Here is a 23,873-nt window from a genome sequence, read left to right on the forward strand (position 1 = left end):
TCTTAGCAGCACTTCGCCCCCCCTTTCCCGCCATAGCGTGCATCCTGTCGCTCGCGAAAGAATTCTTCATAGGTCATCGGTGTCTGCTCAGGATGAGTCTGGCGAATATGCTCGACATAGTTATCGTAGTCGGGCACACCAATCATCATTTTCGCCGCCTGGCCCAGATACTTCCCGGCTTTGGAAAGGGTATCAAACATGTTGGTCTCTCATCACGGCCCCTCTCCACACGGAAAGGGGCCTGGGGTTTAATGTGCGCGCTTCGCCTGCGCCGCTAGCGGTTCTGCATCGGCAGGTAACGCTTCATAAGGTGTCTCTTTCGCCGTCGGTTTATCTTCTCTCAACGCCGCCAGCGCGGTTTTGATGGAGAAGAGCGCCAGTACCACCACAACCACCATAAAGAAGATGGTGAGGCCCGCATCCAGCCGGTTGTTAAAGACCAGCTGTGCCAGCTGCGATTCGGTGTACTGCGGCGGAATATTGCCGCTGTCGATCATCGCCTGGAACTTATTGGCAATCGCCAGGAACCCGACTTTGGTATCCGGGCTAAACGATTTCTGCCAGCCGGCGGTGAGGGTGCAAATCAACAGCCAGGCCGTCGGCAGCAGCGCCACCCACGCATAGCGCTCGCGCTTCATCTTAAACAGTACCACCGCGCACAGCATCAGCGCCATACCTGCCAGCATCTGGTTAGCGATGCCAAACAGCGGCCACAGCGTATTAATGCCGCCGAGCGGGTCAACAACCCCCTGATGCAGGAAGTATCCCCACGCCAGCACGCAAAGCCCGGTCGCCAGCAGGTTCGCCGGCAGCGAGTTGGTTTTTTTCAGTCCGGGGCTCAGTACGCCCAGCAGATCCTGCAGCATAAAACGCGCCGCACGGGTGCCCGCATCAACCGCCGTCAGGATAAACAGCGCTTCAAACAGAATCGCGAAGTGATACCAGAAAGCGACATCCATCAGCCCGCCCAGCGAACCGTGCAGGATGTAGGCCATCCCCACCGCCAGCGTCGGCGCGCCGCCTGCCCGCGAGATAATCGACTGCTCGCCCACTTCGCTGGCTATCTGGCGCAGCGTATCCGGCGTAATACTAAAGCCCCAGCTACTCACCACCTGTGCGGCGGATGCCACCACATCGGTGGTGCCTGCCGGCGCCAGTACCGCAATCGGGCTGTTCATGGCGAAGTACACGCCAGGGTCAATAATACAGGCCGCCACCAGCGCCATAATGGCAACAAAGGATTCCATCAGCATACCGCCATAGCCGATAAAGCAGGCCTGGCCTTCATTCGCCAGCATTTTAGGCGTGGTCCCGGATGAAATCAGCGCATGGAAGCCGGAGACCGCCCCGCAGGCTATAGTGATAAACAGGAACGGGAACATGCTGCCGGACCAGACCGGGCCGGTACCGTCAATAAATTTGGTCAGCGCCGGCATGCTCAGCGTCGGACGCATAATCAGGATGCCAATCGCCAGCCCGACAATGGTGCCTATTTTCAGGAAGGTTGACAGGTAATCACGCGGTGCCAGCAGCAGCCATACGGGCAGAACGGCGGCAATAAAGCCGTAGCCCACCAGAATCCAGGTCAGCTGCACGCCGGTGTAATCAAACCACGGTGCCCACGTCGGGCTTTCCGCTACCCATCCGCCGGAGACAATCGCAAACACCAGCATCACCAGGCCAATCACCGACACTTCGCCAATGCGTCCCGGACGCAGGTAGCGAATGTAGATCCCCATAAAGATAGCCAGCGGGATAGTGAAGGCAACGGTATAGGTACCCCACGGGCTGTGGGTCAAGGCTTTCACGACGATCATCGCCAGTACCGCGAGGATAATCACCATGATCATAAAGCAGGCCACCAGCGCCAGAACCCCGGCGGTCGGCCCCATCTCCTCTTTCACCAGCTCACCGAGAGAACGTCCGTCGCGGCGAGTAGACACGAACAACACCATAAAATCCTGCACCGCACCGGCCAGAACCACTCCGGCGAGGATCCAGATCATCCCCGGCAGATAGCCCATCTGTGCCGCCAGCACCGGCCCCACGAGCGGCCCCGCTCCGGCAATCGCCGCAAAATGGTGACCGAACAGCACTTTTTTATCGGTCGGAACATAGTCAAGGCCGTCGTTATGCCGCACGGCCGGGGTCATGCGCGTAGGGTCAACCGCCAGCACATTTTTGGCGATATAAAGACCATAGAAGCGATAGGCGATCAGATAAATGCAGACTGCCGCGACGACAATCCATAACGCATTAATCTGTTCACCTCTGTTTAAGGCGATGTAGCCGAGGGCAAAGGCTCCGATAACCGAGAGCAATGTCCAGATGAGGTATTTCCCTGAATGATTCATCGTTGCGTCCCACCGGTAGGATAATCAGAATGTTACATTTTGTTTCTAGAACACAACTCAGGATTTAACAATGTTGAAACCATGCAGATGTCGTGCAGAGACAGGGATTTGTCTCACATTGCTAGCGGGATCACTTCTGGCAGGAAAAAAAATGTAAATGGAGGAGGAAATCTGCAGCTGCATCATGACGGGTTCCCGGAGGCGTCCCTCGGACGACTGTAACCCCGTAGCCCGGTCAGCGCAGCGCCACCGGGGGATCAGTCGCAGAGTCTGTCCGTATGGTGGATGCTCCCGGAGGCGACGGTAGCCCGGCTAAGGCGTTCACACCGCAAGCCGGGAACAGGCGTCTCCTCAGCCGAGAACTGACGTGCCCAACCGGCAGGTACAGCAGCGCCGGCCTCGCTCATCAAAGATAGCAATCTCCCAGCTTTGGTTCTGACGCCCCAGATGCAAAGGACGACACTCGCCGCGGACATGACCGCTTGAGACCGCCCGATGGTGGGTCGCATTCAGCTCGGTCCCCACCACGCACTGCCCCTCTTCGGTCATCAGCCAGCCGGCCATCGACCCCAGCGTCTCCGCCAGCGCTGCGGATGCCCCGCCGTGCAGCAGGCCAAACGGCTGATGCGTGCGCGCATCAACCGGCATACTCGCCTCCAGCAGCCCCTCTTCCAGCCGGGTATAGCTAATCCCCAGATGAGCCACCATCGTATTCTCGCTGGTGGCGTTAAGCGCCTCCAGCGTCAGCTGACGTTTCCAGGCCATTTACGCCCCCAGCGTCGAGCCGCCATCAACCACGATATCCTGCAGCGTGATATGACTGGCGTTTGCGGAAGCGAGGAACAGGATCGTACTGGCAATCTCCTGCGGACGCGCAATTTTACCCAGCGGGATCCCAAGCTTAAACTGCTCGCCGAAGCCGCGAATACGGCGCTGTTCAGCATCCTCACTGACCCACAGCGTGCGCTGCATATCGGTATCGGTCGAGCCCGGCGAGACCAGGTTACAGCGTACGCCGCTGCCCGCCAGCTCCAGACCCACGGTCAGCGCCAGGCTTTTCAGCGCCGCCTTTGAGGCGCCATAGGCGCTCATGCCGATCCGTGGGGTATGCGCAGCATCGGAGGCCACGGTGACAATCGCCCCGCCCTGTTGGCGACGGAACTGAGCCATCGTCTGCTGAAACAGGTTAAATGCCCCGCCGACGTTCACAGCAAAAGTCTGCTGCCACGCGTCCAGGCTCAGTTCATCTGTCGCACCCATGCGCAAAATCCCCGCCGCGTTAACCAGCACATCCAGCCGCTCAATGCCCTTCAGCAGGCGCCCGCATACCTCAGCCACCTGCTGCGCATTGGCAACATCCAGCGTGTGCGTCGTAAACGGATAATCATCGCCTTCGAAAACCAGATCGAACCCGGTTACCCGAGCGCCGGCCTCTACAAACGCCAGCGCCGTCGCGTAGCCAATGCCCTTACCAGCGCCGGTGATCCATACGGTCTGCCCTTGAAAATCCAGCGCGGCCATTATTTCACCTCACGGGAAAGCAGCGCCCACCAGGCATCAATAGTCGGTTTTTTCGCCAGCATCACGAAGTCGATGTCGCCGTGCACTTTGCGCCAGCGCGCGGCCAGCGCCATCATCCGCACGGAGTCCAGGCCGTAGTCGATCAGATTTTCGTCATCCATAGGCTCGTCAGACTCATCCAGCAGCGGCAGCACCAGCGCCCGCAGCGCCGCCTTTGATGCCGGCAGCGGCAGCAGCTCCTCGGTCATCACCACGCGTCCGGAGCGACCAGCGACATATTTCAGCGACATCAGATGTTCTTCCCGACTGAAGTCGGCCAGCGCATCGGCGACGAAGAACGGTTTGATATCGCGCATAAATGCGTCGGTCGCGGTAGTCATACAGCCGATGTGGGCATAGACGCCCGTAATAATCAGCTGATCGCGACCGGTCTCTTTGAGCATCTCTTCCAGCGGCGAACGGTGAAATGCGCTGTAGCGCCACTTCACCAGTACGGTGTCGTGCTCATCCGGGGCCAGAGCGGCAATCACGCGCTGCTGCTCCGGGGAGCGGGTCAGCCCCGGGCCCCACATATCATTGAGCAGAGCACGGTCTTCATCGCTTTGGGTTTTCGGCTGAGCGGTGTAGTACACCGGAATATTATTTTGCTTACAGAAATCACGCAGGGCGGCAATGTTGGCGACCACTTTCGCCATCATGGCGCTGTCTTCACCCCAGAAGTTGAGGAAATATTCCTGCATATCGTGGATCAGCAGCGCGGCGCGGGACGGCTCAAAGGCCCAGTTCACTTTGTTCGCCGGGATGTCGCTGGCTTCCGGTAGCGCGTAAGCCTGTAGTTTAGGAATAGCCATTCTGTGTTCTCCTTCAGCCCGGCTCGCGTGTAGCCAGCCACTGGCGTAATTGTTTTTTATCGACTTTGCCCACCGGCGTCAGCGGCAGTGCTTCCAGGCACTCCACGCGGTCCGGCAGCTTAAATTCCGCAACGCCCTGCTCGCGCAGAAAACGACGCACCGCTACCGCACGCAGCGGTTCTTTAACCACCAGATACGCGCAGCTTTTCTCGCCCAGCAGACTATCTTCCATGCTGACCAGCGCGGCATGGATCACCGCCGGATGGCGCAGCAGCAGGTTTTCGACCTCCTCCGCCGCGATCTTCTCGCCGCCGCGGTTGATCTGATCTTTTTCCCGCCCCTGGACGGTGATATATCCGTCCTCATCGATCGAAATAAGATCGCCGGAGCAGTAGAAACCGTCGGCATCAAACGCTTCGGCGTTGTGCTGCGGACTGTTGTAGTAGCCGCGGAAGGTGTACGGCCCCCGGGTCATCAGACGCCCGACTTCACCGCGCGGCAGCGGGTTGCCATCGGCATCCGCAACCCACACTTCATCGTCCGGGCACATCGGGCAACCCTGGGTATTGATAATCCGTTCCTGGCTGTCATTGAGGCGGGTGTAGTTCACCAGCCCTTCCGCCATGCCGAAGACCTGCTGCAGCTGGCAGCCGATCTCCGCCGGGATCCGCGCCGCCAGCGTTGCCGACAGACGTGCGCCGCCAACCTGCAACAGCGTCAACGAACGCAGCTGCGCATTCCCGGCACCTTCACGGATGGCCTGGAGCCACAGGCTGACCGCCGGTGGCACCAGCGACGCGACGCTAATCTGATGCTGCTCAATCAGCGGGAAGCACAGCGTTGCGCTCGGGTCGGCGGCCAGAATGACCCGCCCGCCGGCAAGAAACACGCCGAGCGAGCCCGGTGAGCTCATGGCGTAGTTGTGGGCAGCAGGCAGCGCATTCAAGTAGCGGGTTTGCGCGCTGATGCCGCAAATTTCGTTACTGCGACGGATGCTATAGTCGTAATCGTTATGCGTACGAGGGATCAGCTTCGGTGTCCCGGTACTGCCGCCGGAAAGCTGGAAAAACGCCACTTCATCAGCAGGCGTCGGATTGGCGATAAAGTTATCCGCCGGGCGGGCGATCGCCGCCGCCAGATCGTATTCACCGCGATCGTTACGCAGCAGTACAACCCGCACTGACGAATGCTGCTCAACGAAACCGTTGAGGAACTGGTCATCGGCAAACAGCGCATGATCGCGATCGGCTATCAGCAGCGCCGGCTCAATTTGAGTCGCATAGGCATTCAGCTCGCTGCGCTGGTGGCTGAACAAAGCATTCACCGGCGCCACTCCAATACGCAGCAGCGCAAACAGGGTGATGTAGAACTCGGCGACGTTGCCCAGCTGCACCAGCGCGGTTTCACCGCGCTTCAGTCCCAGACGCTGGAGCGACGATGCCAGGTTATCCACCTGCTGATTAAACTGACGATAGCTGTACTGCTTATCACCCTCGATAATGGCGATGGCGTCGCTGTCGGCGTGACGGGTAATCAGGTTAGTAAGCGGCAGATCCTGCCAGTAGCCCTTTTCACGATAGCGGGCGGCAAAACTTTCCGGCCAGCGGTTAAATGCAATCATCATCGCCTCTTAATTCAAGCCAAATACATTCAGCATGGTCGTTAGTTTGACGCCGGTTTCGCGCCACTCTCCCAGCGGAGAAGAGGCCGGGACAATGCCCGCGCCGGCAAACAGACGCAGCGTGCGCTGATGCAGGCGGGCGCAGCGAATCGTCACCACCCACTCACCGTTACCTTCGTCATCGCACCAGCCAACAATGCCGCCAAACAGCTGGCGATCGAACGGTTCCAGTTCCGCAATCAGGCGTTTCGCCACCTGATGCGGGAAGCCGCTCAGGGCCGGCGTCGGGTGTAGCAGGCAGGCCAGCGACATCGCGTTCTCCTGCGCCAGCGCGGTCCCTTCAATCGGCGTTGCCAGGTGCCAGAGCGTCGGCGTGGTGACCAACTGCGGGGAATCCGGCAGCGACAGCTCACGACAGCGCGGGGTCAGCACCGCCTTCATCGCCTGGGTCACCAGCTCGTGCTCGTGGCGATCTTTACCCGAAGCCAGCAGTTTGTTGCCCGCTTCGCGATCCAGCACATCGTCCGGCTGACGGCGGGCCGAACCGGCCAGCGGCAGAGAACTGAAATGATCCCCCTCTTTGCGCAGCAGCAGCTCCGGGCTGGCGCCCAGCAGCACGCCGCCGTCAGAGAGCGGCACGTGGAAGTTAAAACTGGCGGGGTTCTGCGCAATCAGGCGCTCAAGCAGCGCGCTGCTGTCCACGCGATCGCGGGTGGTAATATCAATCAGGCGCGACAGAACAACCTTGTCCACTTCCGGCGTCGCGGTCAGCTCAGCGGCCCGCTCAACCATCGCCATAAAGGCATCCTGCTGAGGAATTTCCTGACGCTCCACGACATCCATTGACGTCTGGGCTGAGGCGTAGCGAGCCGACTTCTGCCTGGCGGTGCGGGAGAAATTTTCCCAGCGCTCAGGAATAAACAGCTCGGAAGGCTGGTTGGTATCAAACGGAATAGCGCCGACCATCACCGGTTTACGGATCCCGGCAGCCTTCGCGTCGGCGAAGGCCGCCGCCATTTTCTGCTGGAATTCCCCATCGAGCAGTGCGCCATCGGCGGCAGAATGGGAAAAACGGCGAAAGCAGCCCGCGGTATGAAAACTGCGGTACGGCGACATAAAGAAGAAGCTTTCCGGCGACAGGGTCATTTTTTGTTCCTGTACATCCTCGGCCAGTGACGTTTCCATATCATCCTCCAAAAACGATAAAGATATTACGAATAATTATCATTTATATTTTGGTTGGCTAACCTAAAAGGTATTGCCTGACATGTCAACCGTACAAACGGCATGTTGTGCTACTTAGGCTTGCATCCACGCGATACAAAGTTGAAAATGAGACGCATTTATCTCAACTCAATCAGGATGCGAATTCGTGAATTTGTCCACATTTTGCCGCCGTACCCTGCTGGCCTGCGGGCTGGTGCTTTTAGGAATTACCTCATCCCTGGCCGCCGACTGGCCCCGTCAGGTGACCGACAGCCGCGGCGCGCATACGCTGGAAAGTAAACCACTGCGCATCGTCTCCACCAGCGTGACGCTTACCGGCTCGTTGCTGGCGATTGACGCACCGGTCGTTGCCAGCGGTGCCACCACGCCAAACAACCGCGTGGCCGATGACCAGGGATTCCTGCGTCAGTGGGGAGCCGTTGCGAAGGAACGTAAGCTGGCGCGCCTGTACATCGGCGAACCCAGCGCGGAGGCCGTGGCCGCACAAATGCCAGATCTTATCCTGATCAGCGCCACCGGCGGTGATTCTGCCCTGGCGCTGTACGACCAGCTCTCCACCATCGCCCCGACGCTTATCATTAATTACGATGATAAAAGCTGGCAGGCGCTGCTGACCGAGCTGGGACATATCACCGGCCAGGAAAAGCAGGCTTCCGCGCGAATTGCCGAGTTCGATAAGCAGCTCGCTACGCTGAAGCAGCGGATGACGCTCCCGCCACAGCCGGTCAGCGCGCTGGTGTACACCGCCGCGGCCCACAGCGCTAATCTGTGGACTCCGGAGTCCGCTCAGGGTCAGATGCTTGAACAACTGGGCTTTAAACTGGCCAGCTTGCCTGCCGGTCTGCATGCCAGTCAGAGCCAGGGGAAGCGCCATGACATTATCCAGCTAGGCGGCGAGAATTTAGCCGCGGGCCTCAACGGTGAAAGCCTGTTCCTGTTCGCCGGCGATGAAAAAGATGCCGCCGCGATTTACGCCAATCCGCTGCTGGCGCACCTGCCGGCGGTGAAGAACCAGCGCGTTTATCCGCTCGGGATTGAAACCTTCCGCCTCGATTACTACAGCGCCATGCTGGTGCTGCACCGTCTCGCCACCCTCTTCGGCTAACCTTCTTTCCCGGCCAGCATCGTCGCCGGCCGGGAAATATCGCCGCACTTAACTTTCGCTGACTGCCTCAGGGCGCTGGAAGCGACGCAGTTCTCCCAGTAGCCCCATCAGCATGACGCCAACAATCACCAGCACCCACCCGCTGGCGCTCGCCGACGCCACCGGCGTCATCATGACTCCCAGCCCACCCAGCAATGCAGCACCAATGGCATCACCGGTGACGTTCTGCGCGGTCCACAGGCCGTTAATACGCCCGAGCATCGCTTCCGGCGTCTGGGTCTGAATCAGGGTGTACTGCAACAGCGAGCTGATCGCGCTTAGCCAGCCAAACAGGGCCAGACACAGCGCTCCCAGCGCCCAGAACGGCATCAGGCTGAACAGCGCGATGGCCACAAATGACCCGACCGTGGTCATCAGCATCAGCGCCCCCGGTTTTGCGGTTTGCGCCAGCTGACCGCTGGTTAACGCCCCCAGCGCTGCGCCCAATGGGATCGCGGCATACAGTAAACCAATCTGGGAGGCGGACATCTGCCAGCCGTCGGCCAGCGCTGGATAAAGGACCCGCACCGCACTTGCCATCGTCAGCAGACCGCCCAGCAGGGCAATCCCGCCAATCAGGGGGCTATTGAAGAGGAATTTCAGTCCCGCTAGCAGCGACCTCAGCGGATGCTCCCGCGGTTGGGGTGGCGGCGGGAGCAGCGGCAGGCGCAGCAGAGTCAAGGTAGTGATAAACGTCCCCGCCGCCGCCAGGCCATAGTTCCAGGCTACGCCGCCGGTGGCCAGCAGCAGACCGCCGATCATCGGCGAAATAACCGACCCCAGGCGCACCGTCAACATAGTGATCGCCCCGGCCTGCATCAGATTCTCACGCCCGACCAGCGCGGGTGTCGCCGCCAGCAGTGCCGTCACACCAAGCGAGGCGAAGAAACCGTCCCAAATCCCCAGCACATAGATGGCGAGTAGCGACGGCTCAGGCAGCAGCGCATTGAGGCACAGACCGATAAACCCCACGCCACAGGTACCACGCGCCAACAAAATCAAACGCTTACGCTCATAGCGATCCGCCAGCACGCCGCCGACCATCAAACCGACAAACATCGAGCAGCCGGTCAAGGTGACCGAGAGCCCCACCTGCCAGGTAGAGTGGGTCATCATCTGGATTTGTACCGGAATCGCCACGCCCAGCAGACCCAGCGACAGGATTGAGATAAAACGAGCGATAAAAACGGCGCGAAACGCCGGATGGGTTTTCAGCAGACTGAGGTTCAGCAGCCGGGATTGTCGGTTCATTACAGCGCCTTGTTATTATTTTCCATCTACGCACTGTCCTTCAGACTGCGTCTTCTGGTGGCTGCACTTCCTTAGCCCGGTCATACGGTTAGCGTTACTTCCAGACAGGCGTGCGTTTACCGCCGCGATGCATTCTGAATGATCTTGCGTATACCATTCTTGTGGGCGGCCATGCTAACATAACTGAATAGAATCGATAACGATAATTACTATCATTATCATGTCAGGGATGTGAATTATGTCGTTTTCTACGACCACGGTGCGGGCCATTGCCGTACCGGGTCTGGTGCTCGTGTTAACCATTGCTATCGCCCTCAGCCTGCTTGTTGGCGCCAAACCTCTTCCATTGAGCGTCGTCGTGGATGCTTTTTCCGGTACCTGTCAGAGCGCCGATTGCACTATCGTGCTGGATGCGCGACTGCCGCGAACCCTGGCGGGACTGCTGGCCGGCGCCGCGCTGGGCCTGGCCGGGGCGCTGATGCAGACCCTGACGCGTAATCCGCTTGCCGACCCCGGCATTCTCGGGGTGAACTCCGGCGCCAGCTTCGCAATTGTGCTGGGTGCGGCGTTGTTTGGCATCCACTCCCCGCAGGAGCAGCTGCTGATGTCGTTCTGCGGCGCGTTTGGCGCCTCGCTGCTGGTGGCCTTCACCGGCAGCCAGGGCGGCGGTCAGCTCAGCCCGGTGCGCCTGACGCTGGCTGGCGTGGCGCTGGCGGCGGTGCTGGAAGGACTCTCGAACGGTATTGCGCTCCTCAATCCCGATGTCTATGACCAGCTGCGATTCTGGCAGGCCGGTTCGCTGGATATTCGCACCCTACAGACGTTGAAAATCGTCTTGCTTCCGGTGCTGATCGCCGCTGCCGTGACGCTGCTGTTAAGCCGGGCGCTCAACAGCCTGAGCCTCGGCAACGATACCGCCACCTCACTCGGCAGCCGGGTCGCCCGCACTCAGTTCATCGGCCTGCTGGCCATTACCGTGCTCTGCGGTAGCGCCACGGCGGTGGTCGGTCCCATCGCCTTTATTGGCCTGATGATGCCGCATATGTCGCGCTGGCTGGTGGGTGCCGACCACCGCTGGTCGCTGCCGGTGACCTTACTGGCAACGCCTGCCCTGCTGCTGTTTGCCGATGTTCTTGGCCGCCTGTTGGTCCCCGGCGAACTGCGCGTCTCGGTCGTCAGCGCCTTTATCGGTGCGCCGGTGCTGATTTGGCTGGTGCGTCGCCAGCCGCGTGGAGGTGCAATGTGATAGCCCCTCCCCGCCGCCTGCTGATTAGCTGCCTGATTCTGCTTGCCGCCAGCCTGACTATCTCCCTTTGGGGACTCGGCAGCGGCCTGGTGCCGCTCAGCGTTGAGCAGGTCGTTTCCGCTCTGCTGGGCGATGCGCCGCGCAATATCACCATGGTCGTCACCGAATGGCGACTTCCGCGGGTGCTGATGGCGCTGCTTATCGGCGCTGCGCTGGGCGTCAGCGGCGCCATTTTTCAGTCGTTGATGCGCAATCCGCTGGGCAGCCCGGATGTGATGGGTTTTAACACCGGCGCATGGAGCGGCGTACTGGTGGCGATGGTCATGTTCGGCCAGAACCTGACGGCTATCGCGCTGGCGGCGATGATCGGCGGCGTGCTCACCGCGCTGGTGGTCTGGCTGCTGGCCTGGCGTAACGGTATTGAAACTTTTCGTCTGATTATTATCGGGATTGGCATACGTGCCATGCTGGTCGCTTTCAATACCTGGCTGCTGCTACGCGCTTCGCTGGAGACCGCCCTCTCTGCCGGGCTGTGGAATGCCGGCTCGTTGAATGGCCTGACATGGGGCAAAACCTGGCCCTCCGCGCCGCTGATTCTGCTGATGCTGGTCGGTGCCGCGCTGCTCGCGCGGCGCATGCGTCTGCTGGAGATGGGTGACGATACCGCCTGCGCGCTTGGCGTGCAGGTTGAGCGTTCGCGCTTGTTGATGATGCTGGTAGGCGTCGTGCTGACCGCAGCTGCCACTGCGCTGGCCGGCCCTATTTCATTTATTGCTCTGGTAGCGCCACATATCGCCCGCCGCCTGAGCGGCACCGCGCGCTGGGGGTTAACCCAATCAGCGCTCTGCGGCGCGCTGCTGCTGGCGCTGGCTGACTACAGCGCCCAGCGCCTGTTTATGCCCTATCAATTACCGGTGGGAGTGGTGACCGTCAGCCTTGGCGGCATTTATCTCATCGCGCTGTTAATTCAGGAGTCCCGCAAAAAATGACCGCTGAAACGACCCGTTTGCGCGGCGACCAGCTCACCCTGGCGTACGGCAAAAAGACCATCGCCGAATCGCTGAATGTGACCATTCCTGACGGCCATTTTACAGCGATCATTGGCCCCAACGGCTGCGGAAAATCAACGCTGTTGCGTACCCTGAGCCGCCTGATGACGCCGGCCAGCGGCCATGTTTATCTCGACGGAGAACAAATCCAGCGCTATGCCAGCAAAGAGGTGGCGAAACGCATCGGTCTGCTGGCGCAAAATGCCACCACGCCGGGCGATATCACCGTTCAGGAGCTGGTTGCACGCGGCCGCTATCCGCATCAGCCGCTGTTTACCCGCTGGCGTAAAGAGGATGATGACGCGGTCAACAGCGCCATGAAGGCCACCGGCATCACCGACCTGGCGCTGCAAAGCGTCGATACGCTCTCCGGTGGACAGCGGCAGCGGGCCTGGATTGCGATGGTGCTGGCGCAGGAAACGGCCATTATGCTGTTGGATGAGCCTACCACCTGGCTGGATATCAGCCATCAAATCGACCTGCTGGAGCTGCTGAGCGAGCTGAATCGCGAGAAGGGGTATACCCTGGCGGCGGTGCTACACGACCTCAACCAGGCCTGCCGCTATGCCACACATTTGATTGCCTTGCGCGACGGCAAAATCGTCGCGCAAGGGGCGCCGAAAGAGATCGTCACCGCAGAGTTGATCGAACAGATTTACGGCCTGCGCTGCATGATCATCGACGATCCGGTGGCGCATACGCCGCTGGTGGTGCCGCTGGGACGACGGTAACCAGGCGAGGTTCTGCCCGGTGGCACTGCGCTGACCGGGCCTACGATTTCGTACTATCACGTAGGCCGGGTCAGGCGTTAGCCGCCACCCGGCATTTTATCCGCAGCTACCCCAGAATCTCCCTGATCACCGGACCTATCGATTCGAAGGCCTGCGGCGAGATAATATCCACGTGAGCGCAGTTCTGGCTAAAGACCTCCAGCTCGCCCACCCAGGGGCCCCACGCCGCGTGCGGATCCATCCCCGCCGGACGCGTTTTCTCCGCCACAAACAACGTCGCCTTGCCATCAAATTTCGCGCTATGCGCGGTGGTCAGCAGACGCACGGCATCGGCATAGTTGCCCTCGATAACGCGGAACAACTCGCCGGAAGCCTGCCCCTGCTGAGCGGCAAGGAAAGCCTCGCGCTCGCGTTCAATCTCAGCCAGCACCTCCGGGTCCAGACGACCGTTAGCCTCTTTCTCCGCCCAGTTCTGCGTCTCAGGCGGCCAGGTATCCAGCAAGCCCAGAAACGCCACCGCTTCGCCACGCTGACGTAAACGGGCAGCAATGCCCTGCGCCAGCGTCCCGCCGAGGGAATAACCAAAGAGGTAATACGGCCCGTGCGGCTGCTGCGCCAGCAGGGTCTGGAGATGCTGCTCGCACACTTCATCAAGGTTTGCCGCGTTCATCATCGGGCCTTCCGGGCGCGGAGACTGAATACCGGTAATCGACCAGCGCGGATTAAGATAGCGGGCCAGGACGCTGAACTGCCAGGCAAAACCCGATGCCGGATGGAAGCAGAACAACGTCGGCCCGTCGCTGACGCGCAGCGGCAGGATGGGATCAAAGCCCAGGCGCTGCGCCTGCTCATCGCTGAGATCGGACGCCAGCAGCGCGCTCAGTTTGCCTACCGTCGAGGCCACCATCACCTGCCCGGGCGTCACCTGACGGCCCAGTTCGCGGCCGAGCTGTGCCGCCAGGCGCATCGCCAGCAGTGAATGGCCACCGAGGGCGAAAAAGTCGGCTTCAATGTCGTTCACTTCACAGCCCAGCAGCTGACTGAACGCCTCAGCCACCGTGGTTTCCATCCCCGGCTCCGGCGCACGACCGCTGCGCTCGCCGCCCAGCGTCGGCAGCGGCAGCGCTTTGCGATCCAGCTTGCCGTTAGCGCTCAGAGGCAGTTCCGGCAGCTGAATCAGCACCACTGGCACCATATGTGGCGGCAGCTGTTCGGCAAGGCGCGTTTTCAGCGCCACCGTATCCAGCGGCAGCCCGGACTCTGACACCAGGTAGCCAACCAGCTGGCGGGCATCGCCGCCGGTCGCTGCCGCCTGATTGATGACGCAGGCATGCGTCACCGCCTGCGCAACGTCCGGCAGCGCAGACATGACGCGATCGATTTCGCCCAGCTCAATACGCTGCCCGCGAATTTTCAGCTGATCATCGCTGCGCCCGAGATACTCCACCGCACCGTTATCCAGCCAGCGCGCCACGTCACCGGTTCGGTACATCCGCTCACCGGCGGCAAACGGGTCAGCGATAAAGCGCGAGGCGGTCAGATCCGGACGCCCCAGATACCCCTGAGCCAGCTGGATACCGGTCAGATATAAATCCCCGGCGACGCCCGGCGGAACCGGATGCAGAGAGGCATCCAGGATACGCAGCCCGGTATTCCATACCGGCCAGCCGATTGGCACGCTGTTGCCGGTGACCGCCGCCAGCTCCGCCCCGCAGGCCGGATACCAGCTCACGTCCACCGCCGCTTCGGTCGGACCATAGAGGTTATGCAGCGGTGCGCCGGTCAAGACTTCCCACTCACGGCACAGGTCGGTAGGTAACGCTTCACCGCTACAGAAGACGCGTTTCAGCGTCCGGCAGGTTGCCACGTTTTCAGCATCCAGCGAGGCCACAAAAGCCGCCAGCATTGACGGTACAAAGTGGGTCGTGGTCACGCCGTAGCGGGCAAAAAACTGCTGCATTGCCAGCGGATCGCGATGGGCTTCCGGCTCGGCCATTACCAGCCGCGCGCCGGTGATAAACGGCCACCAGAACTCCCAGACCGACACGTCAAAGCTGCACGGCGTCTTTTGCGCCACGACATCATCGGCAGAGAGCGGATAGTGGTTTTGCATCCACAGCAGACGGTTAACGATAGCGGTTTGCCCCACCATCACCCCTTTCGGACGCCCGGTGGAACCGGAGGTAAAAATAATGTACGCCGTGTGCTCCGGCTGTGAGAGCGCAAGCGGAGTGTCATCGCCCACTGCCAGGGGCTGCTGGTAGCACAGGCTTTCCAGCCCCGGGATATCACTAAAGCGAGCCAGCTGATCGTCTGCGGTAATCAGCAGCGACGGGCGGGCGTCCTCCAGCATCATACGCAGCCGGTCATCCGGATAACCGGTATCCAGCGGCAACCAGGCCGCACCAGCCTCCACAATACCGTGCAGCGCCAGCGTGAGGAATACCGAACGCGGCAGCGCCACCGCCACGCTATCGCCCGGCTTCACGCCACGTTCGCGCAAGCGCTGCGCCAGCGCCACAACCTGCTGACGCATTTCGCGGTAGCTGAACTGCCAGGTGGCATCCGCCAGCGCCGGGGCATCCGGCGTTTTTGCCGCCTGCTCCGCCACCAGCGCACTGAGCGTCGTCGTCGGCAGCGCGACGCCGGTATTATTCACCTGCGCCAGTTGTTCCGTCTCGCGTGTCGACAGCAGACTGGCCTCGCCGCAGCGCAGCGCCGGGTCGGCGGCAAACTGGGTCAGCAGCGCAGATAAACGCGCCACGTGGGTGCGCAACGCGGTTTCGTCATAGCGTGCTTTATTCGCCAACACTTCCAGTGACAGGCCGCCGGATTCATCCGGGAACAGCGCCAGTTCGAGGTCGTTTACCGGGCCGGTAGCCAGCGTGTGGGTCTGCGCCACAATACCGTCAATATCCAGAACATAATCAAAAACTTTAACGTTGAGCACCGGCCCAAACAGCGGTTCATCCCCCGCCGCTTTACCGCTATCGCGAACAATTTGCTCGGCATCATAGCGCTGGTGACGACGCATTTTTTTCAACTGGGCGCTGAGACGCAGCGCCAGTTCCGCCAGGGTCTCTTGTGCATCAATACGTACCGCCAGCGGCAGCACGTTCAGTACCGGTCCGGTCGCGGTCAACGCCGCCGACCCCATCCGACGCATAAAGATAAAGCCCGCGGCATACTCCATCCGGCTGCATAAGCGGCCGAGCCACAGGGTGGTCAGCGCCAGCGCCAGATCGGCGCGCTGACACTGCGGTGCGCCGGCGGCAAGTCGGCTGAACAGACCGGCATCCAGATCCAGCTTCAGGCGCCAGATATCGGTACTGGTCGCGCGTCCTGCCAGCGGCGCGGCAGAAAGCGATGCCGGTGACGGCAGTGCTTTGCGCTGTTCCATCCAGAACGCCTTATCACGCTGCCAGGCATCGCTGCCGGCGTATTGCTGGTACTCTTCGACAACCTCAGAAAAAGGCGTAAACGGTGACGCGGGCGTCTCCTCCCCGCGTTGCCATGCACGATAAATTGCAGCTATCTGGCGGGTAATTGCAGGGAAACTGAAGCCATCAACCAGTAAATGGTGATAGCGTTGATACCAGTACCAGCAGTCATCTGCCACCCGCAGCAGTTGGTGACAAACCAGCGGATTGCCGCCGTCAACGCGTAAATTCTGCCCGAGGTCGGCCTGCATTACCGCCAGCGCGGCATCGTGCGGAGAGCTCGCCTCGCGCAGATCGTGATATTCAGGTTCGGCGAAGACGCGCTGCTCATCGACCCATTGCCAGGCTTCACCGTTATCTTCGCAAAAACGCATGCTGAGGGTATCGGCCTGCGCCAGACCGGTCACGATAGCCCGTCCCAGCAGCGCCGGGTCAAGATTGCCGCGCAGCTCTACATAGTGGGCGACGCTCCATGCGCCGGGCAGCGTAGAGAGCCGTTCCGCCATCCAGATCCCTGGCTGCGCCGCAACCAGCGGTAAGCGAGTGGTCATGTTCGGCTCCTTGAGGTTGCATGGTGCGCGGGGATGAGGGTTGACCAGTTGTCCGCCAGCCAGGTATTGCACGCCTCTAAGGACTGCGGTGGGCATTCCACCGTCCAGCCTTGCGGCAGCGCACAGTGGTGCGGCCACAGGCTGTACTGCTGTTGTGCGTTGCGCAAAATGTAAAACTGCCCTTGCGGATTATCGAAGGGGTTGCTGAATTGCATACCAAACTCCTGTCTTTACTCGCCATCCTTCCAGCGGCTTGCGCGTTGGCTGCTGCCTTTGTGTCTGTGGAATGATATTGAGCCTGAAGCGCACTTTGTTACGCGTCGCTCAGCGGCTGCCATAGCTGGATGAGTCCAGCAGTCAGCCCGCCGCGCCAACAAAGCGCATCGTGCCCGCCGTCAACCTGACGCCAGAAAATCGTCTGCTGTGTCTGCTGTAGTTGCGATAAAAGCGCCTGATTGGCGCGAAAAATTAGCGGCTCGCGCTTGCCGGCTTCCAGCCAGATTCGCAGCCCGTGCGGGCGGATTTCTCCCCGACTCAGGCGGTCGATCAGCAGGCCCGTCTGTGCACCGCCGCGATGCGGCCACCAGTAGGAACCAGACTGACTCAGCACGCAGCCAAAGCGGTGCGGCCAGTACAGCGCGGCAAACATCGCCGCCAGGCCACCAAAGCTTTGACCGGCGACGACGGTACGATCGGCGCGGTTGCTAAAGGGGGCGATCTGCTGCACCAGAGGCAATAGTTCTTCCTGCACCGCCAGCCAGAATTCAGCATTGCAGGGCAGCTCCCGGCTCCGGTGTTCGTTATCAATGACATCAACCAGCAGGTAGACGGCGGGAGGCAGTTTTGCCTCGCGCGTCAGCCCGGCCAGCGCGGACCACACCGGCATGCTCTCGGCCCAGAACTGACCGTCGAGCAGCACCGCCAGCGGACGCGCTTCGGCTTCGGCCGGGACCTCGCCGGTGGTGTAAATCCATATCCGCCGCGAGTTGTCTAGCCGGGCGCTGTGCCATTCGATACAGACCGGCGCCTGGGAAGGTTCATCGCGCAGTGACCAGCCGGGCTGTTCCGGCGCCTGCGGCAGCTCCAGCGCCGAAACGGCGTGTCCGCGTCCGCCTTTCCAGCTTTGCGGGTTTAACGGATCGGCAATCGCACGCGGCAGCAGTCTGCGCCAGCCTTCGCGCAGCAGCATGCGGTCCGGGCTATCGCCGGTGAAAATCTCAGGGGCAAAATCGTCATCACGATCGGAGGGAATAAAGCAGTAGCTGCCGCGCCATGCGGGAGACAATGAGGTTTGCCACTGCCAGACATCGGTGCCCGGTACGCGCACGAGGGTTTGTGGTACGGCATTCTGGTGATGGTCAGTGACGCCGGTGATATACATCCACACCCGCTTCGTCGAGGAAGTGTCTTCGTTGCCCGCCGGATCGCGCCACCAAAAGGTCACTAAACAGCGGTCGTCACGGGCCTCAGCCTGCGGGCCTGCGATCCCCTTCCACCATTCATCACTTCCTGTCATTAACATTCCGTCATTAACCCTATGTTTATCGTGATTTTTCTCAACAAACGTAATTTTTATTGATAATATTATTGATAACTATTTGCATTTGCAATAGCGTATTACCGCGCTTTTGGGAAGAGTCACTTCTAATTACACATGTCAGAGAGGGCCAATTGGTCAGCGATGGAATGCCTTCGCCCTCTACTGGCAACATTTCTGCCGCCGCTCCTCCCGGTGGGAAGGGGTTTCAGGGGCATGCGGCAACGGAAAGCAGGACTTAAAATGAATAACAGGATCAAATCCTTGGCCTTACTGGTCAATCTGGGAATTTATGGGGTTGCCTTCCCGCTGTGTGCGGAAGAGACCATCGACAGCAAAAAAACCGCCGCCGAAGAAACGATGGTGGTCACCGCCGCCGAGCAAAACCTTCAGGCGCCGGGCGTATCAACGATCACCGCTGATGAAATTCGTAAACGTCCGCCCGCTCGCGATGTCTCCGAAATTATCCGCACCATGCCTGGCGTTAACCTGACCGGTAACTCCACCAGCGGCCAGCGCGGCAACAATCGCCAGATTGATATCCGCGGTATGGGCCCGGAAAACACCCTGATCCTGATCGATGGCAAACCGGTAACCAGCCGTAACTCCATCCGCCTGGGCTGGCGCGGCGAGCGCGATACCCGTGGCGATACCAACTGGGTCCCGCCTGAGCTGATTGAACGCATAGAGGTCATTCGTGGCCCGGCAGCGGTACGCTACGGCAACGGCGCAGCGGGTGGCGTAGTCAATATCATCACCAAAAAAGGTGATAACGAATGGCACGGTTCATGGAACACCTACATGAACGCCCCGGAGCACAAAGATGAAGGCTCCACCAAACGTACCAACTTCAGCCTGAATGGCCCGCTGGGCGGAGACTTCAGCTTCCGCCTGTTAGGCAACCTCGATAAAACCCAGGCCGACGCGTGGGATATCAACCAGGGTCATCAGTCAGAACGTACCGGGATTTACGCCGATACGCTGCCTGCCGGCCGCGAAGGGGTTGAGAACAAAAATATCAACGGCGTCGTGCGCTGGGACTTTGCACCGATGAACTCGCTGGAGTTTGAAGCGGGCTATAGCCGTCAGGGCAACCTGTACGCCGGGGATACGCAGAACACCAACACCAACGATCTGGTGAAAGAAAACTACGGCAAAGAGACCAACCGTCTCTATCGTCAGACGTACTCGGTCACCTGGAACGGCGGCTGGGATAACGGCATCACCACCAGTAACTGGGCGCAGTACGAGCACACGCGTAACTCGCGTAAAGGCGAAGGACTGGCCGGGGGCACGGAAGGGATCTTCAGCAGCGACCAGTTCTCTGATATCGATCTGTCCGACGTGATGCTGCACAGTGAAATCAGCATTCCGTTCGATATGTGGGTGAATCAGAACCTGACGCTGGGTACCGAATGGAACCAGCAGCGGATGAAGGATCTGGCCTCCAACACCCAGACCTTTATGGGCGGTAATATTCCGGGTTCAGAGAGCACCGGCCGCAGCCCGTATTCGCAGGCGGAGATCTTCTCGCTGTTTGCTGAAGACAACATCGAGTTGACCGACTCCACTATGCTGACCCCGGCGCTGCGCTTTGACCACCACAGCATTGTGGGGAATAACTGGAGCCCGTCGCTTAACCTGTCTCAGGGACTGGGGGATGACTTCACTCTGAAAATGGGTATCGGCCGCGCCTATAAAGCCCCGAGTCTGTACCAGACCAACCCGAACTACATTCTGTACAGTAAAGGTCAAGGCTGTTACGCCAGCTCAACCGGTACCGGTTGCTATATGATGGGTAACGAAGACCTGAAAGCGGAAACCAGTATCAACAAAGAGATCGGTCTTGAGTTTAAACGCGACGGTTGGCTGGCCGGTGTGACCTGGTTCCGTAACGACTACCGCAACAAAATTGAAGCCGGCTATGCGCCGATTTCCCAGACCACCAACGGTAAAGTGAAAACCGATATTTACCAGTGGGAGAACGTGCCGAAAGCGGTCGTTGAAGGTCTGGAGGGAACGTTGAACGTACCGGTTAGCGAAACCGTTAACTGGACCAACAACATCACCTATATGTTGCAGAGTAAGAACAAAGAGACCGGCGATCGCCTGTCGATTATTCCGGAATATACGCTGAACTCAACGCTGAGCTGGCAGATATACCAGGACGTTTCCGTGCAGTCGACCTTTACCTGGTACGGCAAGCAGGAACCGAAAAAGTATAACTACAAAGGTCAGCCGGTCACCGGTAGCGAGAAGAACGAGGTGAGCCCGTATAGCATCCTCGGTCTGAGCGCGACCTGGGACGTCACCAAATACGTCAGCCTGACCGGCGGCGTGGATAACGTCTTCGACAAGCGTCACTGGCGTGCGGGTAACGCCCAGACCACCGGCGGCGATACCGGCTATATGTACGGCGCAGGTGCCGAGACCTATAACGAATCGGGCCGTACCTGGTACATGAGCGTTAACACGCAGTTCTGATTCCGCGCCTGAAAACCAGACCGTTCTCTCCCGCAGAGGACGGTCTGGCTATTCACAACAGGACTGAACGCCTCCCCTGCATCCTGACGTAGGATGACGCTATGCAAACGACGCACTCTACTTTTCCTTTTGCCGGCCATCGTCTGCATCAGATTGATTTCGACCCAGCCACCTTTCAGCCTCATGACATCCTGTGGCTCCCTCACCATCAACAGATGGCAAACTGCGGTCGGAAACGGCAGATGGAACATCTCGCCGGGCGCATTGCCGCGGTCTGTGCCCTGAAAGAGGTTGGCGAGAAAGGCGTTCCCGGGACAGGTGAGCAGCGACAGCCGCTGTGGCCAACGCCCTGGTCTGGCAGCATCAGCCACTGCGGCACGCGCGCGCTGGCCGTTGTCGCGGCCCGACCGGTCGGTATCGATATCGAAAGCGTGTTTACCCCGGCGCTGGCGGCGCAACTGGAAAGCAGTATTATCAGCCCGGCAGAACGCACGGTGCTGAAGGCCAGTGGGCTGCCCTTTGAGCTGGCCCTGACGCTGGCTTTTTCGGCGAAAGAGAGTGGGTTTAAGGCCCTGCCCCTCGCACAACAGCCGGGGTCGGAATTTTTGCACTTTCGGATATTCGATATTCAGGGTGAGATAGCCACATTGCGAGTGGCCGGGGAGACATACCGGGTAAACTGGATGGCAGCTGAGACCGACGTCATCACGCTTTGCCAGACTCAACATCAGCAATAAAGGAAGAACCCGTACGGTCATCTCCGCACGGGGTACCCGTTATTCAAGGTCAGCACATCGTTTTCGCGAGGGCGGTAATGGCCTGGGCATCAAAACCGTGGAACTGCCGTAGCCAACCGCGATCGGCCGCGGCAGCATATTCGCCATCAGGAATGCCCAGTCGTTTCAGCGGAATACCGATCCCCGCCTCTGCCATAACTTCTGCCACCAGGCTTCCAAGGCCGCCATTTACGTTATGCTCTTCAACCGTAATCACCGCGTTGCAGCCCTTCAGCGCGGCCAGTAGCGCGTGCGTGTCACAAGGCCGAATAGACGGCACGCTGATCACCCGCGCCTGAATACCTGCCTCAGCCAGTTTTTGGGCAGCCTCGACAATTTCATGTACCGTCGAACCGGTTGCAACCAGCGCCAGATCGTGACCTGCACGCAACGTGTTTACGGCGCCCGGGGTAAAACGATAGCTTTCATCATACAGTTCCGGTAACGCTTTGCCGTCGAGACGGATATACACCGGCCCCTGATGCTGAAGGGCATAGTCGATTATCTGTCGACATTCGCGTGGCGATGACGGCGCATAAATCTGAATATTCCCGAATCCGCGCATCACCGCAAGATCATCAATAGCATGGTGCGTACTTGCCAATGGGCCGTAGCTGGCACCGGCATTCAGACCAAATAATTTGACGTTGGTGTTGTTGTAACAGACATCCACTTTGATTTGCTCATTGGCACGGGAAATCAAAAATGGCGCAGCATTGCAGGTCACCGCAACTTTGCCACCCAACGCCAGACCGGCGGCCATACCAACCATGCTTTGCTCAGCAATACCAACGTTAACCAACCGGCCAGGAAAGTGTTTAATAAAGGGAGCTATTTTTGCGGTTGATGTTGAGTCGGCGACAACGGGCACCAGATCAACCCCATTTTCTACGGCATCAATAAACGCTTGAACCATCACGTTCGCCAGGTGTTCTGCATTACTCATCGTTCAGTTCCTCCAGTGCCAGTGCAATCTCCTCGCCTTTCGGTACCCTGTGGTGCCATTCCGGACGCCCCTGGATAAAGGAGATACCGGCGCCTTTCGTGGTGTTCGCAATAATGACGTTTGGTTTTCCTTCCTGCTTTAATCCTTCAAGCGTCGCAACCACAGAGGCCATGTCATTTCCCTGACATTCGGTTACGGTCATACCAAAGGCCTGCCATTTTTCGGCTAGCGGATCGGTATTCATAATTTCGCGGGTTGGCCCGGCCAGCTGTAGATTATTTTTGTCATTAATAATGATCAGATTATCAAGGCCGTAATGTGCAGCCGCGAGCGCGGCCTCCCAGTTGCTTCCTTCGGCCAGTTCGCCATCGCCGGTGATGAGGAACACGCGGCGAGCGCTGTGGCTCTTTTTCGCCGCCAACGCCAGCCCCACGGCTACGGGCAGCCCATGCCCCAATGCCCCGGTATTCAGCTCAATACCCGGTGTTTTCTGGCGAACCGGATGGCCAGGAAGATGAGAATTGGCATGCTGATAGGTGCTTAGCCAGTCAACCGGGAAAAATCCTGCCTCGGCCAGCACGCAGTAATAGCAGCCCACCGCATGCCCTTTCGACTGGATGTAGATATCGCGCTCCTCGTCAGCAATGCGGCCCGGCGCCACGTTCAAAATACGGAAATAGAGCGCGGTTAAGAGCTCTACCTGCGACAGGTCGGCGCCGGTATGACCACCCGCGGGGCTGTTGGCATTCAATCTAATAATGTGGCGGCGAACTGCGCGAGCCTGACGCTCAAGTGCCTGAACATCGTAGTTATAGGGATTCATTTAATACCTCTGAATTTAATTTCAACTTGGAATATTTATTCCGCAAGGGACTAAAAAAACCAGATATCCCCTGGCAGCGCATCACAGAGCTTTCGCCGCTGCACCAAACTCAGGAACATTCTGCCTCCTCACCATCAGGCATACCTGCGCCTGGATAATTTTTCAGTTGACCTGAAATCACAATGAATATATATTCAATCATGATTCTTTATTCAATTATGCGGTCACTGTTTCGTTTTTGTCCATAGCTGATTTAGAGGATTGATAAAAGTTTGAGTTTCATCACACTTAAATGTCTTTTTTTTTCGCGTATGATTAAAG

19 protein-coding genes are annotated in these 23,873 nt (G+C 59.4%); 6 read left to right on the top strand and 13 right to left on the bottom strand.

The features are described from left to right. Positions 1-2: 2 nt before the first annotated feature. From ACMYSK_RS12090 to entC, 7 genes are all read right to left on the bottom strand, one after another. A complete protein-coding gene (locus ACMYSK_RS12090) occupies positions 3-200 on the bottom strand; it encodes a YbdD/YjiX family protein (protein WP_032688939.1) in 198 nt (65 codons plus the stop codon). A 48-nt stretch (positions 201-248) separates the two neighbouring features. Then, positions 249-2,354 carry a pyruvate/proton symporter CstA gene (cstA, locus tag ACMYSK_RS12095; protein ID WP_434643380.1) on the bottom strand — a complete coding sequence of 702 codons (2,106 nt, stop codon included), beginning with the start codon at positions 2,352-2,354 and terminating at the stop codon, positions 249-251. 351 nt (positions 2,355-2,705) lie between these two features. Further along, positions 2,706-3,119 (bottom strand): proofreading thioesterase EntH, encoded by a 414-nt coding sequence (gene entH / locus ACMYSK_RS12100; protein WP_434643383.1) that lies wholly within the window; start codon positions 3,117-3,119, stop codon positions 2,706-2,708. Continuing rightward, complete coding sequence (gene entA / locus ACMYSK_RS12105) at positions 3,120-3,875, bottom strand: 2,3-dihydro-2,3-dihydroxybenzoate dehydrogenase EntA (RefSeq protein WP_434643385.1); 756 nt, start codon at positions 3,873-3,875, stop codon at positions 3,120-3,122. Continuing rightward, positions 3,875-4,726 (bottom strand): enterobactin biosynthesis bifunctional isochorismatase/aryl carrier protein EntB, encoded by an 852-nt coding sequence (gene entB / locus ACMYSK_RS12110; protein WP_434643387.1) that lies wholly within the window; start codon positions 4,724-4,726, stop codon positions 3,875-3,877. The genes entA and entB overlap by 1 nt, the downstream gene beginning before the upstream one ends. Before the next feature lie 13 nt (positions 4,727-4,739). Beyond that, positions 4,740-6,347 carry a (2,3-dihydroxybenzoyl)adenylate synthase EntE gene (gene entE, locus ACMYSK_RS12115; protein WP_434644061.1) on the bottom strand — a complete coding sequence of 536 codons (1,608 nt, stop codon included), beginning with the start codon at positions 6,345-6,347 and terminating at the stop codon, positions 4,740-4,742. Positions 6,348-6,356: 9 nt separating this feature from the next. Further along, a complete protein-coding gene (gene entC, locus ACMYSK_RS12120; protein ID WP_434643389.1) occupies positions 6,357-7,532 on the bottom strand; it encodes an isochorismate synthase EntC in 1,176 nt (391 codons plus the stop codon). Positions 7,533-7,719: 187 nt separating this feature from the next. Between entC and fepB the strand changes: the two genes are divergently transcribed. Continuing rightward, positions 7,720-8,679: a Fe2+-enterobactin ABC transporter substrate-binding protein gene (gene fepB, locus ACMYSK_RS12125; RefSeq protein ID WP_434643392.1), complete on the top strand. Its 960-nt coding sequence runs from the start codon at positions 7,720-7,722 to the stop codon at positions 8,677-8,679. 48 nt (positions 8,680-8,727) lie between these two features. Here fepB and entS read toward each other — a convergent pair whose 3' ends face one another. Continuing rightward, the gene (gene entS / locus ACMYSK_RS12130) at positions 8,728-9,969 is read right to left on the bottom strand and encodes an enterobactin transporter EntS (protein WP_434643394.1); all 1,242 of its coding nucleotides are present in this window, start codon (positions 9,967-9,969) and stop codon (positions 8,728-8,730) included. 238 nt (positions 9,970-10,207) lie between these two features. On the opposite strand from entS, the gene fepD reads away from it, so the two are divergent. The 3 genes from fepD to fepC are packed head-to-tail and all read left to right on the top strand — an operon-like array spanning position 10,208 to position 12,995. Continuing rightward, positions 10,208-11,215: a Fe(3+)-siderophore ABC transporter permease gene (gene fepD, locus ACMYSK_RS12135; RefSeq protein ID WP_434643396.1), complete on the top strand. Its 1,008-nt coding sequence runs from the start codon at positions 10,208-10,210 to the stop codon at positions 11,213-11,215. Next, positions 11,212-12,204, top strand: coding sequence for an iron-enterobactin ABC transporter permease (gene fepG / locus ACMYSK_RS12140; protein WP_434643399.1), 993 nt, complete (start codon positions 11,212-11,214; stop codon positions 12,202-12,204). Before fepD ends, fepG begins: the two co-directional genes overlap by 4 nt. Continuing rightward, positions 12,201-12,995, top strand: coding sequence for an iron-enterobactin ABC transporter ATP-binding protein (gene fepC, locus ACMYSK_RS12145; RefSeq protein WP_434643402.1), 795 nt, complete (start codon positions 12,201-12,203; stop codon positions 12,993-12,995). Before fepG ends, fepC begins: the two co-directional genes overlap by 4 nt. 106 nt (positions 12,996-13,101) lie before the next feature. On the opposite strand, the gene entF is transcribed toward fepC, so the two are convergent. The 3 genes from entF to fes form a co-directional block, all read right to left on the bottom strand. Beyond that, on the bottom strand, positions 13,102-16,986 hold the full coding sequence (entF, locus tag ACMYSK_RS12150) for an enterobactin non-ribosomal peptide synthetase EntF (RefSeq protein WP_434643404.1): 3,885 nt from the start codon (positions 16,984-16,986) through the stop codon (positions 13,102-13,104). Continuing rightward, positions 16,983-17,201: an MbtH family protein gene (locus ACMYSK_RS12155; protein WP_434643406.1), complete on the bottom strand. Its 219-nt coding sequence runs from the start codon at positions 17,199-17,201 to the stop codon at positions 16,983-16,985. The genes entF and ACMYSK_RS12155 overlap by 4 nt, the downstream gene beginning before the upstream one ends. Positions 17,202-17,299: 98 nt before the next feature. Further along, positions 17,300-18,508 (bottom strand): enterochelin esterase, encoded by a 1,209-nt coding sequence (gene fes / locus ACMYSK_RS12160; RefSeq protein WP_434643409.1) that lies wholly within the window; start codon positions 18,506-18,508, stop codon positions 17,300-17,302. Between the two features lie 258 nt (positions 18,509-18,766). Here fes and fepA point away from each other — a divergent pair, with 258 nt between their 5' ends. Next, positions 18,767-21,007, top strand: coding sequence for a siderophore enterobactin receptor FepA (fepA, locus tag ACMYSK_RS12165; protein ID WP_434643412.1), 2,241 nt, complete (start codon positions 18,767-18,769; stop codon positions 21,005-21,007). A gap of 101 nt (positions 21,008-21,108) precedes the next feature. Continuing rightward, a complete protein-coding gene (entD, locus tag ACMYSK_RS12170; RefSeq protein ID WP_434643414.1) occupies positions 21,109-21,744 on the top strand; it encodes an enterobactin synthase subunit EntD in 636 nt (211 codons plus the stop codon). Positions 21,745-21,793: 49 nt separating this feature from the next. Here the strand turns inward: entD and ACMYSK_RS12175 are convergent, their stop codons facing one another. Continuing rightward, positions 21,794-22,729 (bottom strand): transketolase family protein, encoded by a 936-nt coding sequence (locus ACMYSK_RS12175; protein ID WP_434643416.1) that lies wholly within the window; start codon positions 22,727-22,729, stop codon positions 21,794-21,796. Continuing rightward, positions 22,722-23,552, bottom strand: coding sequence for a transketolase (locus ACMYSK_RS12180; protein ID WP_434643418.1), 831 nt, complete (start codon positions 23,550-23,552; stop codon positions 22,722-22,724). The genes ACMYSK_RS12175 and ACMYSK_RS12180 overlap by 8 nt, the downstream gene beginning before the upstream one ends. Between the last annotated feature and the right edge of the window lie 321 nt (positions 23,553-23,873).

Origin of the sequence: Klebsiella sp. I138, from assembly GCF_051131765.1 — a bacterium.
Taxonomy (GTDB): Bacteria; Pseudomonadota; Gammaproteobacteria; order Enterobacterales; family Enterobacteriaceae; genus Klebsiella.